Annotated in this window: 12 protein-coding genes; 4 read left to right on the top strand and 8 right to left on the bottom strand. The window is 48.8% G+C overall.

Features of this window, described 5'->3' with window-relative positions:
- Positions 1 to 2: 2 nt before the first annotated feature.
- From RBH76_06630 to alaS, 7 genes are all read right to left on the bottom strand, one after another.
- Positions 3 to 1,334 carry a hypothetical protein gene (locus RBH76_06630; protein WMJ85088.1) on the bottom strand — a complete coding sequence of 444 codons (1,332 nt, stop codon included), beginning with the start codon at positions 1,332 to 1,334 and terminating at the stop codon, positions 3 to 5.
- Between the two features lie 22 nt (positions 1,335 to 1,356).
- Positions 1,357 to 1,947 (bottom strand): DUF4093 domain-containing protein, encoded by a 591-nt coding sequence (locus tag RBH76_06625; GenBank protein ID WMJ85087.1) that lies wholly within the window; start codon positions 1,945 to 1,947, stop codon positions 1,357 to 1,359.
- A complete protein-coding gene (gene holA / locus RBH76_06620) occupies positions 1,941 to 2,990 on the bottom strand; it encodes a DNA polymerase III subunit delta (GenBank protein ID WMJ85086.1) in 1,050 nt (349 codons plus the stop codon). The genes RBH76_06625 and holA overlap by 7 nt, the downstream gene beginning before the upstream one ends.
- Positions 2,991 to 3,074: 84 nt before the next feature.
- On the bottom strand, positions 3,075 to 5,036 hold the full coding sequence (locus RBH76_06615) for a ComEC/Rec2 family competence protein (protein ID WMJ85085.1): 1,962 nt from the start codon (positions 5,034 to 5,036) through the stop codon (positions 3,075 to 3,077).
- A 69-nt stretch (positions 5,037 to 5,105) separates the two neighbouring features.
- Entirely contained in the window at positions 5,106 to 5,645 is a 540-nt protein-coding gene (locus tag RBH76_06610; protein ID WMJ85084.1) for a phosphoribosyltransferase family protein, read from the bottom strand.
- 44 nt (positions 5,646 to 5,689) lie between these two features.
- On the bottom strand, positions 5,690 to 6,028 hold the full coding sequence (locus RBH76_06605) for a histidine triad nucleotide-binding protein (GenBank protein ID WMJ85083.1): 339 nt from the start codon (positions 6,026 to 6,028) through the stop codon (positions 5,690 to 5,692).
- Between the two features lie 91 nt (positions 6,029 to 6,119).
- Positions 6,120 to 8,771, bottom strand: coding sequence for an alanine--tRNA ligase (gene alaS, locus RBH76_06600; protein WMJ85082.1), 2,652 nt, complete (start codon positions 8,769 to 8,771; stop codon positions 6,120 to 6,122).
- Positions 8,772 to 9,500: 729 nt separating this feature from the next.
- On the opposite strand from alaS, the gene RBH76_06595 reads away from it, so the two are divergent.
- Positions 9,501 to 10,043, top strand: a complete 543-nt coding sequence (locus tag RBH76_06595; protein ID WMJ85081.1) for a rubrerythrin family protein — start codon at positions 9,501 to 9,503, stop codon at positions 10,041 to 10,043.
- A 318-nt stretch (positions 10,044 to 10,361) separates the two neighbouring features.
- Here the strand turns inward: RBH76_06595 and RBH76_06590 are convergent, their stop codons facing one another.
- Complete coding sequence (locus RBH76_06590; GenBank protein WMJ85080.1) at positions 10,362 to 10,970, bottom strand: DUF1836 domain-containing protein; 609 nt, start codon at positions 10,968 to 10,970, stop codon at positions 10,362 to 10,364.
- Between the two features lie 144 nt (positions 10,971 to 11,114).
- Here RBH76_06590 and RBH76_06585 point away from each other — a divergent pair, with 144 nt between their 5' ends.
- The 3 genes from RBH76_06585 to RBH76_06575 all read left to right on the top strand — a co-directional run bounded on the left by RBH76_06585 (position 11,115) and on the right by RBH76_06575 (position 14,275).
- Entirely contained in the window at positions 11,115 to 11,768 is a 654-nt protein-coding gene (locus RBH76_06585; GenBank protein WMJ85079.1) for a hemolysin III family protein, read from the top strand.
- Positions 11,769 to 11,891: 123 nt separating this feature from the next.
- Positions 11,892 to 12,953, top strand: a complete 1,062-nt coding sequence (locus tag RBH76_06580; GenBank protein WMJ85078.1) for a hypothetical protein — start codon at positions 11,892 to 11,894, stop codon at positions 12,951 to 12,953.
- Positions 12,954 to 13,300: 347 nt separating this feature from the next.
- Positions 13,301 to 14,275, top strand: a complete 975-nt coding sequence (locus RBH76_06575; protein WMJ85077.1) for a hypothetical protein — start codon at positions 13,301 to 13,303, stop codon at positions 14,273 to 14,275.
- Positions 14,276 to 14,370: the final 95 nt, after the last annotated feature.

Below are 14,370 nucleotides of genomic sequence, written 5' to 3'. Positions count from 1 at the left end.
ATTCACCTCACGTTCCAAAGCAGAAAGGATGTGGCAACTACCAGCAGTACCAGATGCGCCAGCGAAGAGCCAATCCACCAGAGCCGCGGAAACTGCTGTTCGGTGGCGCGGCCCAAAAGATCGAAAATGTTCGAGCAGGCCAATATGCCCACAATAATCAGTACAAAGTTTGAAGAAAAAAGGTAGATTGCCGTGTCATTGATAAGTGGTACACCGCCAAGTCCCAACATTGTAGTAATTATGGCAAAACGGTTGCCCAACGTGGTAGGTAATGTCAGCACATAAGCGGGCAGTGTGATGACAAAAGTCGAAAGGCGTGCAGCAAACCCCAGCGGTGTGGGGATATGTCGAAGTACCAGCCAGTCGAGTAGCACCAGACAGGAAAAGTAGCCGCCCCACAGAAAAAAACCACCCGATGGCGAAAACCACAGCCCAAGGAGTAGCGGCATACAAAATGAGACCAAATAGGATCGCGCGTCGTTGGCAGTGTGGTCGCTGTCGGGGAAGATGATCCGGAAAACGGTGTCTTCGAGCGGTATGTTCAGGCGGTAAACATATTCACGGATGCTGCGGGCCTGAAACGGATAATAAAGCATACGGGGCAGCTTCAACGAAAAAACTTCACCAATGCCTCTGGCAATATTGCTGACAGATGACAGCCAAAAATAACATCCTAACGCGCTACAAAGCGCACACAGCCAGCCAAGTGCAACCGAAAACTGTCCCGGTGGTAGGCGGGATATGGTTTTTAATAGCGCAAAAAATTGCTCGGAGAGTACGACCTGCTTGGCAACGCCGGTAATCAGAAGCATAATGCCCTTGGCAATGTGCGAGAGCGACGGTGCGGGCGTCTCAAGCTGCGCCATTAGGTCCTGCGTAGCGCCAACAGGCCCATAAACAAAGCGGGCGAAAAACAGGGTGCCGCCGGCGGTTTTAACAGGCGAATCAAAACCGGGCTCACCGCGGTTTTGAAGCACCAGCAATTCAGTCAGCGAAAGAGAAATAACCATGATACCCACTGGAACTGCCGTTTGTCGCAAAAAAGGTCCTAAAAGGCCGAAAACCAGCATGACGATAAAATTTTTGATAATGCACAGCCTAAAGAGCAGAATATTTTTTTGGTTTTCAGAGGCACTATGGCTCAGGTGTGCCAGCAGCAGGCAGTCGGGTATGACAGTGAGCAGCAACCAGATAGAGTCAGGCTGCATCAAATAGTAAAAACACACCGAAATGCCCAACAAAACGGCGGGTTTATATTTTTGGGGAACGCAGTAATAAACTGCCGCCGACATCGGAAGCAGCAAAAACAAAAAACCAAGGTCAATAAACTGCATGGCGTTCCCTCCTTTTTCTGCACTATTGCGGCAGAGACGCTGCCAACGTAAAAAATTCCTCGCGGGTAAGCAGGGTGTTAAGCATCGTGAGCATAGCCGAATTCGACAACCGCTCCGGCAGGTGTAGCTTTCGCAGCAGTGCTCGGCGGCGGGTAGCGCTCTCGGGCTTGCCGGTCAGCCCGGCGTCGAACAGATCCGCCGCAGTAAGATTGCTTTTTTGCACAACCGTCTCACAGCCCACGCCTGCCCGCTCAAACGCGGCGCGTAGCGTCTCGGAATCCATACCCTCAACGCCCAATAGCCCCTCAGCCGAGGGGGCTTGCTTTCGGCGCTCTACGCCCTTGATGCCGGGGATATAAACCTGCGTTAGTTTCGCATTGGGCCCCATGGCGTTTTTTAAAAAATTACGAATGCGAAAACCTGCCTGATCCGAATCGGTAAGCAAAATAAGCCCTGTGGTGCGGGCGATATGGCGTAGAGAATCGAGCAGTGCCTTATCCTTAAAGATGCGAAAGCCGCCAGTTTCGATAATGACGCCGTCGATGAGCGATGCAAGGCGGATACGGTCATATCGCCCCTCAACGATGATGGGCTGTCTTACCTTTATCAACATACCGCCCCACCCTTTTGCAACGTGCGCATGGCGCGGATGATGGTAGTCTCAAGCACGATGCGTTCATCGGCACTGCTACTTTTAAGGGTAGCATCGGCCTCGCATAGCAGCTCACACACCGAATAGATTGCAGCGGCATTAAGTCTGGCGCAATCGCGATAAGCGTTTTGAGCGCGCCAGGCAAAACGGTAAGAAAAATCGGCGGTCAGGTCAGACGCGGCACGGCCGCTTGCACGGGCAGCGCAAGCACGCGCAAGATCACAAAAAGCACCGCTGAGATTTGCTAAAATCATGATGACCGGTTGGCGCAATCGCATCAGTGTGTCCACTTGTGAGAGCACCGCCTGCAAATTGCCGCGCAGCATCAAGCGCGCAAGCGCAAAGGGGTCGGCGGAGAGTACCCCCGGGCAGACCTGGCGAATCATGTCGTTGTTAATATCTCTTTTTGTTTCTGTGGCATAGGCGCAAAGCTTGTCGCACTCATTTAAGAGGGTGCCCATATCATTACCACAATGCGCCAGTAAAAAGGTGGCCGCCTCGTTAGACAGGGCTTTGCCCTTACTTTTACAGCGTGCGATGACAAAGCGGCGCAGATCAGCTTCTCCACGGCGGTCAAGCCGGGCGGCTAATCCGGACTTTTCGGCGGCAGCCAGAAGTTTTTTGGCGCACTTGCCTTTTTTTTCGTCAAAGCTTTCGGCCGCCGCTGTGATAATCAAAATGGTGCCTTCGGGGATCTCACCAAAAAAGGTGCACAGCGCCTTGCAGTCTGCATCAATCAGCTGTTCGGGTTCAAAGTTGTCGATGGCGATGATCCGCCGTCCGCCGAACATCGAGAGCAGCTCGGCGGCGTCAAACAGGGCTGATAGATCCAACGCCTTACCGTCCATATATTCCAGCTGATCTCCGGCGCGTTCAAATGTGTCTAACAGCTTTTGCCGCCAGGTACGCAGCAGCACCGGCTCGTTTCCGAACAACAGGTAAAGCGGCGCGAAATTTTCAGTTGAAAGTTGTTCTTTAAGTTGTTTCTCGGTGGTGCAGAGCATCCGGGCCGCTCCCTTCAAACTTATAATTTACAAACCAATTTTCGCCTTCACGTTATTTTTTGCGGTTAGCCCGCCTAAATTATTTCATAATTTTGCACGCGCACGTAGAACACTGGCCGAAAAGGGCTCCAGCTCTGCGTACTTCCCTATTATAACACAATTACCGCCGGTTTTTAACAGCTCGGCCTCTGAAAAGGTCAGCGTTATTTCACTGTCAGATTTATGATACCGTACGGCACCATACAACAAAGCGTCCTGTGGCAGGTTACGCAGAGGCAGCCCGGCCGCGTGCGAGAAGGTGACGGCGGCGCGCGAGGGTGGAGAGCATAGCACAGTCGACGGATAATCCAGCGCTAGCGCGGCGGTGTGGTATGTCGCCTGATCTGCTGAATCAATCACAATCGCATCGAGTGATTTGACACCACTGCGTTCAAATGCGGTCTGAATTTCCTGCAACGCATAACCGTTTTGCGGTGAGCCAAAAAGGACGGCACGGCTGCCGCAAATAACAGCGGCGCCACTGTTTTTAAACAGAATAATGTCTGCGCGGTTGCTGTTCATGGTTGCAAACAGTACCGAGGCTGTCAGTCCGACAGCAAGACATCCCAGTGCTGCAAAGCGACCCACCGGCGCACGAGGACGTTTGGTGAACACCAACACCACAAGGAACAAACTGCCGAACAACCACGCGGTCTGCCAGCGCTCGGTGAAGCCGAGCTGTGCGCCCGGTAAGCGTGAAAATACCCGCGCGATTAAAAGAAGCAGACGCAACAGAGCATTGCAGGGCAGCGCGATAATGCCCCCCAGCAGGGGCGACACAAAACTGAGCGTCAGTGCGGTGAGCCCCAGTAACATGATAGGTTCGATTAGCCAGACTGCTGCAAGGTTTGCAATAAGCCCTAATAGCGGAATCAAACCGAAAAACCAGACCAGTACCGGCGCGGCACCCGCTTGAGCCGCAATTCCGACCGAAAGGCTTTGCAGCAGATGCGTCGTTACACCACTACGGAGCTTTTTTCCCTGCAAGGTGTTGAAAATCGGTTTTTCAAGCACAGCAAGCCCTGCCACCGCACCGAACGAGAGCAAAAATGATACTGAAAGAAGGGTATAGGGATTTTGTAGCCCCATTAGAAGTGCCGCTACCATCAAAGAGGTTAGCGTGTCGCTGTGGCGGTTGAATAATTCTGCAAGATGTACCAGCGTCAGCATGACGGCGGCGCGAATAACCGAGCTGCCAAGTCCGCTGACCGCCGCAAACAGCCAGCAAAAGATCAGCGACAACAAGCCGGCATACCGGGGTGTACTGACGCGCAACAGTAGTATTCCCACCAAGCGACTGACCAGAATCAGATGTAGGCCAGAGACCACCAAAATATGCGATAATCCACTGCCGCGAAAATCGGCGGTGACATTATTAGGTAGCCTTGAACGATCACCGGTAAGGATGGCCGACAGCACCCCAGATATCCGTGTATCTTCGGATAACGCGCCCGCCTGGTTTGAGAGCGCCTGCTGCCAGCGTAGTCGAAGGTGGGTGAAAGGATGGGGCGAATTTTCCGCCGGGGGCAGCAGCGTGACCAGTCGGCAGCGCAGCATATCGCCAGAAAAAGGCTGTTCAATTTTGGCGGTACAGCGTAGCACATCTCCAATAGCGGACTCTTCCTCAGTATACCCGCTTAAATTTACGGTATAGGTTCGCGAAACACCGTTTGCAATAACGGTACCTTTGCCCTGCCATCGGCAGTAATTACCGCGTGCCTGTCGTTCAGTAATGGTCAAAATCACTTCCACTGGGTGATCGCTTACAGCCAGCACCGGGGAGAGATAATGACGAATTCCTGTGGTATATAGCGCACTGAACAACGTACCCAAGGCGGCGCAGGCAAAAAACAGAGCTAGCCCTGTGCGCAACCGGGCGTTTGAGAAAAGCAACGCCAACAGCGCGATGCCTACACATAAAAACGCAGCGATACCCCATTCAAAACGCAAAAAGACCGCAGTTGAGGAAAGGAAGGCAAATCCCATCCAAAACAACGGTCTTCTCATCAGATAATTCTCCTAACTAAAAGTCAAGATAGCTTTAGGCGTATCCTGTGCGATATAGTCGACATTATCTTAGCGGGGGAACAGAGGCAGAGGCTCTAAGAAAATGATATCGTCACGCTTAGCGGCGTCACCTTCGGCTAGTACAGCGGCGCAGGCGACAATGTTGCCATTACCCTTTTCCACCAGGGCTTTAAGGGCATTGAGCGATTCACCGGTTGAAATGACGTCATCCACAATCAGCACCCGCTTGCCAGAAAGTGCATCAAGGTCGTTTCTATCCATATAAAGCGTCTGGATATTCGTGGTGGTGATGGATTTAACCTCCACCGCGACTGGGTCAACCATATAAAGCTTTTTGCTCTTACGTGCCAGATAATAGTTTTTACCTGACTGGCGGCTCATTTCATAGGCCAGCGGAATGCCCTTGGATTCCGCCGTGATGATAACGTCAAAACGCGGCACCTTTTTAAGTAGCTCGGCGGCGCAATTGACGGTCAGCTCAACATCAGAAAACATAATAAAACCCGCAATAGAAAGCTTGTCATTAAGCGGGCAAAGTGTCAGATCGCGCTCCAAACCGGCGACCTTCAGGCGGTAGGATTCAGCCATGATTTAAACTCCCTTTCAGTTATAGCAACAAATTAAATTGCAAATCAGCCGGGGGGCCACCCGAGGTTGCGCCCAGCCAGCAGATGAAAGTGCAGGTGGCCAACTGTCTGACCGCCCTCTTCGCCACAGTTGGTCACCACGCGAAAGCCTTTATCTAGCTTTTCACGTCGAGCGATCTCAGCGATGACCTCAAACAAATGAGCGATTACGGTGCTGTTGTCGGCGCTGATATCAGCGGCCGAGGCAAGATGCGTCTTGGGGATAACCACTGCATGAAACGGCGCTTTGGGGTCAATATCGCGAAACGCCAGTACCAGATCATCTTCATAGATCTTCGTACTGGGAATTTCTCCTGCAACAATTTTACAAAATAGGCAGTCCATAAAATCGTCCCTTCCTTTCATAATGGCGCAGAACCCTGCGGCGGTCAAGGGGCTATATTCCCGCCTAACCGCCGCGTGGGCAGTCTTTTAATTATTTTGTCAGCATGTCTCTAAGCAAGTTTTCCACCTTTGAAACCGCCTCGTTAAGCTTAACGATTTCGGGTGCACCGCCCATGGCGGAATCGGGCTTTCCACCACCGGAGCCACCGGCCATTGTAGTAAGCGATTTAATCAGTTTACCCGCATGCGCACCCTTCTGAGCAGCCGCCTTGCTGGCAACTGCCAACACAGAAGCCTTTGCACCAGAGGCGGAGGTGAACACCGCCATAACTGGCTCAGCATATTCCTTGACTTTGTCGCCGAGCGCGCGCAGCGCATCGGGCGTCATGTCGTTAAAGGAGGCGGTCATCACCCGAATACCGTCGATGTCCTTGGCGCTTTCAAACAAGTTCTTAATCTGAGAAGTTGCCAGCCGCTGGCTCATCGAATCTATTTCACGTTCCTTGGCCTTGAGTTCACTTTGTAATGCGCCGATCTTTCCGGCGAGGTCTGCACCGGAGCCGATTTTCAGAAGTTCGGCCGCAGAGGCAATTTGCGACTGAAGCTGGTTGATATAACCCAGCACACCGCTGCCGGTGACGGCTTCAATACGGCGAACGCCCGCCGCAACCGATGATTCTTTAAGAATTTTAAATATGCCCAGCTTAGCAGTGTTGTCTACATGGGTGCCGCCGCAGAGCTCGATTGCGCGCCCGTCGATATCGACGACACGTACGGTGTCACCATATTTTTCAGAAAACAATGCCATGGCGCCCTTCTGCTTAGCTTCGTCCTGCGACATTTCGGCGACAGTAACCGACAAGGCAGAGAAGATCATATCGTTGACCAGTGCCTCGATCTGGCTGAGTTCCTCGGGGGTGACAGACGCAAAATGTGTGAAATCAAAGCGGCAATAGTCGCTGTCCACCAGTTGCCCAGCCTGATGCACATGGGTGCCTAACACCTCGCGCAGTGCAAATTGCAACAGGTGTGCGGCAGTGTGGTTGCGCATAATGGCGCTACGGCGGGGTTTCGTGACAACGGCGGTCACATCGCTGCCGGTCAGCAGGCTACCCTCAACCACCTCACCGATATGCAAAAACTGACCGGTGGGGGATTTTTTGCAGTCATACACATGGAAGACCGCCTTGCCGTCTGAAATGACGCCCGCATCACCCACTTGGCCGCCGCTCTCGGCGTAGAAGGGGGTCGTATCCAGCACGATGGCGGCACGGTCGCCTGTACCGATGGCATCTGCCAGCGTACCGTCAGAAACGATAGCGACTACTTTGCACTTTATATCGTTGGCCGTGTAACCGACAAAACTGGTCTTGCTATCAAGGGTCGCAAGCACATCGTCTTCCCAACTGACATCGCCCATATTTTCGCGCGCTTTGCGTGCGCGATCACGCTGCTCGGCCATCAGCTTCTTAAAAGCCTCTTCGTCAAGGCCAATCTGCTTTTCTTCTAAGATTTCGCGGGTAAGATCAACCGGGAAGCCGAAGGTATCATAAAGCTTAAACGCAAGGTCGCCCGGCAATACGCGCTTATCTTTGTTCATGGCTTCACTCTCAATACGGTCGATGATGTTTGAGAGCAGCTCCATGCCCGAATCGATGGTGCGGGAGAAGCGCTCCTCCTCCATCTTAACGACCTTGACGATATAATCGCGGGTATCAACAAGCCCGGGATAAGCCACTTTATTTTCTTCAATGACGGTATCTACCACCTGATAGAGGAACGGTTCGGTGATGCCCAGTAATCTGCCGTGGCGCGCAGCGCGGCGCAGCAGGCGGCGCAACACATAGCCGCGGCCCTCGTTCGAGGGGACAACGCCGTCACCAATCATCATGGTGGTCGAACGCACATGGTCGGTTATGACGCGCAGCGAAATATCGGTTTTGGGGTCGTCTTTGTAGGTTACGCCTGCAATTTTGCTGATGTGGCTCATAATGCGCTGAACAGTGTCGACCTCAAAGAGATTGTCTACGCCCTGCATAACGCAAGCCAGTCGTTCCAAGCCCATGCCTGTATCGATGTTGGGGTGATCCAGTGGCGTGTAGTTGCCATTACCGTCGGAGTTAAACTGAGTGAACACGAGGTTCCAGATTTCGATATAACGGTCACATTCGCAGCCGACGCAACAGTCGGGTGAGCCGCAACCGTATTTTTCACCGCGGTCAAAATGCAGCTCGGAGCAGGGACCGCAAGGACCGGAACCGATCTCCCAGAAATTATCTTCCTTACCCATGCGGATGATACGGTCAGGCGATACGCCGACCTCGTTGATCCAAATGTCCTTGGCCTCGTCGTCATCTTCATAGATGGTGACCCAAAGCAGATCTTTGGGGATTTGCAGCTCGGTGGTCAAAAATTCCCACGCCCAGGCCGTCGCCTCGTGCTTAAAATAATCGCCGAACGAGAAGTTACCCAGCATCTCGAAATAGGTGCCGTGGCGGGCGGTTTTACCCACATTCTCAATGTCGGGGGTGCGGATGCACTTCTGGCAGGAGGTTGCGCGCTTTCTGGGCGGGGTTTCCATGCCGGTAAAGTACTTCTTCAGCGGCGCCATGCCCGAGTTAATGAGCAGCAGGCTGTTGTCGTCGCGGGGTACGAGCGGGGCAGAGGGCAGTAAGATATGCCCTTTGCTTTCAAAGAAATTTAAAAACTTGCTGCGCAGTTCGTTTAGTCCAGTCCATTCCATTTGATTTGTCACATCCTATTTCTATGAATTGTTTGATAAGTGATATAAAATCTATATTAAATACCGATATTTAATTAATCTGATGAAACCGGTTTTAACAGGACAAAGAATATCCTTTCATTTTATTTCATCACATTAGCCAAATATTAGTATAGCAGGTCTCCAGTAGCGATGCACAGCAAATAAAAAAGATGCCAAAAGAGCAGGGTTAGGGTACAACAAAAAACACTTCCGCCGCCAAATGGGACGAAAGTGTAGCATTCCGTGGTACCACCCAAATTGCATGCTGTATCACAGCATGCCGCTTTAGCCCGCATAACGCGCGGGAATACGCCGCGATTCTTCAACGCGGTGCTCCAAAATGGCCCTTGCTTTACTTTTACGGATGGCTCTCAGCTTCGCCGCCCTCTCTGTTGAAAAAGTAGTATCGCAATTCTTTTCTTCAAGGCATCGTCTTATTTAGATGTCTTCCTTATTATAAAAAGATGTTGTGGTATTGTCAATAATAAGGTCGAATCTATAAAAAGAATCAAAAATTAGTTAAAAATTCAGGTGAATTATTACACGATTTAAGCTATAATAAAGGATATGCAAAACTGACATCTGCTCCCACATATTAACAGATGTCAATCTTGACATATCTATAAAATATGTTATTATTTAAAAAGTGATAAATATTATTATTTACTTGTTAGTAATCTAATTTTATAATAGAAGGAGAATGTAACGATGAGCAATTTAAAAGGAACCAAGACCGAAGCTAATTTAATGGCTGCCTTTGCAGGCGAAAGCCAGGCCAGAAACAAGTACACCTATTATGCTGCCATGGCAAAAAAGGAAGGCTATGTGCAGATTGCGAATCTTTTTGAAGAAACCGCAAACAACGAAAAAGAACATGCAAAAATCTGGTTTAAGCTACTGCACGACGGTGGCATTCCAGATACCGCAGCCAACCTGCTTGATGCAGCCAATGGCGAAAACTATGAGTGGACTGATATGTACGCTCGTTTTGCTAAGGAAGCCAAGGAAGAGGGCTTTACCAAGATTGCCTATCTGTTTGAGGCTGTCGGCAAGATAGAAAAAGAGCACGAGGAGCGTTATCGTAAGCTGTTGGCCAATGTTGAGGGCAATGCCGTCTTTATCAAGGACGAGAAGGTCATTTGGCAGTGCGCTAACTGTGGGCACATCCATGTTGGTGAGAAGGCTCCGGAGGTATGTCCCGTGTGTGATCATCCGAAGGCATTCTTCCAGGTACTTGCAAAGAACTATTAAGTTTTTAAGATTTAAGCGGAGTGGCGTAGCGAAAGCAGCGTCACTCCTGTTTTTAACAGAATGCGTTTCTGGCTGTAGCAATAAATATAACGTTCAATCATTTGATATGACTTGCTGATTGTAATGGGTAATCCAGTCTCTTAATTTGCTTTATTTCCAGTCGTGTTCTGTAATTTTCTCTTAATGTTTTTTCTCCCATTGCGCATTTTTAAATTCCATCTTCTATCTGCCCAACGTGTACATATTTTAGCCTTGAATAAAAATCCCCTGATGTAGTCTCTATTTACCTACATCAGGGGATTTTGTCTATTTGCCGTTTTACTGGTTCGGTTTAATTTTGTGGGGTCCTTTTTTATTTTTTGGAGTTTCGGGTTTAATTTTTTCAGGGCTAGAAAAATATTGAGTCACCATGCGTTCAGCCAATTGTGATAGCGCTTCAGACATGGCGCATACTGCCATAAGCGACGCAAAACGGTCGGGCACATCCGGTGCATCCAATAACTTTGAGGATGAAAGCAGTTCTTCAAGAGACGCGAGACATCCTCCTTGTTTGTCCAGTGCGTTTTCATAGCTTTCAAACAGGGCGGCGCTTTCAAATCCGGGTTGAGCATAGAGTCCATCAAGCACATCTTTAATTTCGCCAATAGAAAGGGTGCCCTTGAGTGCATAAATGATCAACATTTGTACAATATGCTCCTTGGCATATTTTTTACCCTTAATTGGGCGCACCAGCCCCGCCTTGCTGTAATTGTTGATCATCATTTTTGTCAGCGGCTTTTCTTCTGTTGTGCGCTTATTAGTGGCATAGCCTTGATCGATGAGGGTAATGACCTGGTCGATATACAGTTCGAGAGAGGGCAGATCCGAGACATGGATAACTGCTTTGCGAAAAGAGATATCCGAAGGCTGGGAAAGCTCCGAATTCATAAAACCACTCCTTTAACAATAGAATAACAAAATGTTGTTTTGTTTTCAATAATAAGTATTGAAAACCTCGAAATTAATAGTATAATAAAACTTATAATATAGTTTTACAAACCATATAATAAAGTTTGAGGAGTGATAAAAATTATGAGCTATTTTTATACCCATGCCAGAGACCCTATCAGTAGCTTTACCCATTGTATTGGCATGTGCTGCGCTGCCTTTGGCTGCCTACTTTTGGTGCTGCGTGCTAAAGCACTGCAAATTGAGTTGGGCATACTGGCCAGCGCCGTTGTGTTTGCCATTTCGCTCATTGCGCTTTATGCAGCGAGTACGTTTTATCATTTTTATAAAGGCTGCGACCGCATTTTGCTGCGCCTGAGAAAACTGGACCACGCAATCATCTATGTGCTGATTGCTGGAACCTACACGCCAATTGCTGTACACTGTATGGAATATGAAGCGGCTATTCACTTTTTGAGGGTGATTTGGATAGTAGCAGCCGCGGGCATTGTCGTTAAACTCTGCTGGATAATGGCGCCACGCTGGCTTTATACCTCGCTGTATCTGCTAATGGGCTGGGCTATTATATTTGACTGGCCGTCCTTTGCCGCGATGGAGTCTGGCTGCATGTATTTAGTAGCGGCAGGTGGCCTATGTTATAGCGCGGGTGCGGTTATATATATACTCAAGCGTCCGGTTATCACCAAAAATTTTGGCTTTCATGAAATTTTTCATCTGTTTATTTTGGTGGGTTCATTACTGCATTATCTAGCGGTTTTTTTCTACGTATTACAATAAAAAGACTGGCAATTTACAAATAAATTGTAAAATTTGTCACAGTACCCTTTGCTTTTCAATCGTGATAAGCTATAATATGATTAACTATAGTATTAGAATTTTGATAAACAGGGGGACGGCGTTATGAAAAAACTGCTGACCGCACTGCTCGCGGTAGCCATGATTTTTAGTATTGCCTCGGTATCGGCGTTGGCACTTAATGAAGAGGATTATGACAATCAGTATATCTTCTCGATCAAAGAGGATACCAGCGTACTGTGGCCGGGCACCGACTATTATTTTGACTGCGAATGGCAGGGCGGGCCCATCACTGACGATTTCTTCGAGTTTTACAGCGTGTCGGTTAGTGTGAGCCGTGCAGATGATGATAATGTTTCGTCTTCCACTGCTAAAAAAATTGTGGAAAAAGCAGAATTCGTTAAGCTGAACGATAGTGATAAATATTATTTCCATTTTAGAGCCAAGGCCAATTACTCCTACGCGGATGATGCCGAGGTACATATCACCGTCCTCGCCAAAGACAATAGCCGTGACAAGGATCGAGAGGATTCTCGTTCCTGGTATGAGATGGATATTGAGATCGGGTACTATGACAAAGAAGTGACCGAGATAGTCGACAGCTCACAATATGATGTTGATCCAGACTCCCCGATTGTTGAGTTTGATGAGGAACTGAAATCTTGCCGACTCGACTTTGAGGACGGCAGCTATTATAATATTAGACTGGCCAGGGTCAAAAAGTTTAACCTTGGATACAACACAACCGAGAACACTGCTATTACCAGAGCGTATCCAAACGCCAGTTTTAAGTTTATTTCGTTCTATGCACATCCCAGCTTCGCCTATGAAAGCGTGCTCAAGATTAAAGCACCCGAGACAACGAAATATTTATACCAAATTGGCGATGACAACAGTCTGACGTTGGTGGCGGATGTGAACAACAATGGTTACTTTGGCCATACAACCAGCAGACTGGGTACCTATGTGGCTTCCAGCGTACCGCTTGATGCCAACAAGATCTCGGTGGGTGGCGGAAATTTTGTTAATGCCGGAAAGAACGTATCTCAGACGGTCTCCGACAATACCGCTTCTTCCACGTCAACAGGCTCTAGTAGTGCCACAACCACTCAACCGTCTACTCAGACGCCGGCATTGGTTAACCCGCCGACGGGTGCGGCTGCTTAATGATCCACATAATAAGATGTAAAAAAACCGACCGGACAAATATCCGGTCGGTTTTTTATGTTTTGAGACAAATTTGTTTATTGCTGGCGGCAAAAGTGCCAATCAAAGCAAAGGTTACAAGTTGTAACTATTATAAAGCGATAAATATTGGATTATTGCGTTGTTTTGCTCAAATTTAAATCCAAATTGTAGAAACATAAGTTAAATATACGATCTATATTACAAAATGGTAACAAAAACCGATTGTTTTTAATGAATAATCGCGTTATACTTTGACATGTGCTCAGCAAGAGCAACACAACATACAGCGCGATTTTGCGCGAACCAAATTATCAGGAGGATTTCACATGAGAAAAACCCTTTCTATTCTGCTTGCGGCTATGTTGTCTCTTTCGGTTGCAGCTACCGCGTTTGCGGTAGATCCGAAAAACAACATCGTGCTTGGCGCCGACGCTGACAGCGGCCTGGTGCTGAAGGACAGCCTGCTCAAGCCCGGCGAAACCTATCGTTTCCCTGTATCTATCTCCATCGCTGGCGCAGAGGCTACCCCTCTGAACGATGACCTGCTTGAAGACTACAGCTTTAAGATCAGTAACACAGGCGAAGGCGATTCCATGTCCGAGTTCGTGCTTGACAGAATCGGCGGCGTGTATTACATCTCTGCAACAGTAAAGGCCGGTTGGCCCGCAGTTAGCACCGAAGAAGAGTATTCTATGAAGCTGACTGAGAAGTCTGCCAGCAAAAATGCCGTAGAGATTACTGTTGCGTTCGAGACCGGCTACAAGGTAGTTTCTGACGATTACATCGCATCGCTTGCTAAGGAAGACGAAATCAAGGTTGACAACGATACCCCTGTATTCACAAAGTCTCAGCTCAACCAGATTTCTGACCTGAACAACAACAAGAAGGTTACCTTCACTAATGACAACTGGAACTACACTGTTATTGTCTCTGGCATGAAGGATATCAACATGCTGCACAATAACAATGCTATTGCTGAAATTCTCAACAAGTATGCGGACAACAACTTCGCGTTCCTGACCTTCCCGGCAGGTACCAAGTTCACCACTAACGGCACAATGGAGATCGACGTCGCGGACTACACCGACGACTTTGGTGGCAAGTTCTTTGTCTACCGTTACCTCGGTGGCAAGCTTACGCTTATCAACTCGAGCTATGATGCCGATGATGAAGTTCTGAGCTTTACCACCAACACCCTCGGTCGCTTTGTCATTACCGATAAGGCTATTACCGATGCAGTTGTAGTGCCTGAGACCGATTCCAATCTCCCCAGCAACCCCAGCACCGGCGCTACCATCTAAAGCTAAATCTTAAATTGAAATATCGGAGCTGCTGGCAGCTCCGATATTTTTTCTTATTAAAAGGCTTGCAATACAATGTATTACATGCTATACTA

This window comes from Oscillospiraceae bacterium MB24-C1 (assembly GCA_030913685.1).
In the GTDB taxonomy this organism is placed as follows: Bacteria; Bacillota; Clostridia; order Oscillospirales; family Ruminococcaceae; genus Yanshouia.
This window is presented reverse-complemented; position numbering and strand designations above follow the sequence as displayed.